Below are 1,063 nucleotides of genomic sequence, written 5' to 3' on the forward strand. Positions count from 1 at the left end.
CACCGACACCGTGAACTTCATGGCGGCGAACCTGACCGAGCAGGTCCGCGGCATCGTCAAGGTCGTGACCGCGGTCGCCAACGGCGACCTGAAGCAGAATCTCACGGTGAAATCGAAGGGCGAGGTCGCAGCACTCGCCGACACCATCAACAACATGACCGAGACACTTGCGACCTTCGCCGACCAGGTGACGTCGGTGGCGCGCGAGGTCGGCGTCGAGGGACGCCTCGGCGGCCAGGCCGACGTGCCCGGCGCCGCCGGCACCTGGAAAGACCTCACCGGCAACGTCAACCTGCTGGCGGCCAACCTCACCTCACAGGTGCGCGCGATCGCGGAGGTGGCGACCGCGGTGACCAAGGGCGACCTGACGCGGTCGATCCAGGTCGACGCCCGCGGCGAAGTCGCGGAGTTGAAGGACAACATCAACACGATGATCACGAACCTCCGTCTCACGACGGACGTGAACACCGAGCAGGACTGGCTGAAGACCAACCTCGCGAAATTCACCAACATGCTTCAGGGCCAGCGCGACCTCGCCACCGTCGGCCGGCTGCTGCTGACCGAACTGTCGCCGCTGGTGAACGCGCATACCGGCGTGATCTACCAGGTCGAGAACGAGGACAATCCACAGCTCCTGCTGCTCGCCTCCTACGCCGGCGACGGCGTCTACCCCTACCAGCGCGTACTGCCATTCGGCGACGGCCTGATCGGCCAATGCGCGCTCGACAGGCGGCCGCGCGTGGTCGCCGATATTCCCTCCGACGTGGTGCCGATCAACTCGGCGCTGTTCCGCGTCGCCCCGAAGAACCTCGTGGTTCTGCCGGTGCTGTTCGAGGGCCAGGTCAAGGCCGTGATCGAGCTCGCCTCGCTGACCTCGTTCACGACCTCGCAGATGACCTTCCTGGAGCAGCTCACCGACTCCATCGGCATCGTGCTCAACTCGATCGAGGCGACGATGCAGACCGAAGGCCTGCTCAAGCAGTCGCAGCAGCTGGCCGGCGAGCTTCAGACCCAGCAGCGCGAATTGCAGCAGACCAACGACCAGCTCGAGCAGAAGGTGCAG

1 protein-coding gene is annotated in these 1,063 nt (G+C 65.5%); it reads left to right on the forward strand.

Translation table 11 applies throughout. From position 1 onward, the window contains the following. Positions 1–1,063, forward strand: a 1,063-nt coding sequence (locus AC1D00_RS42560; RefSeq protein WP_477014840.1) for a GAF domain-containing protein, incomplete at both ends; no start/stop codon positions are given.

The sequence above is a fragment of the Bradyrhizobium sp. P2_E8 genome (assembly GCF_056403875.1).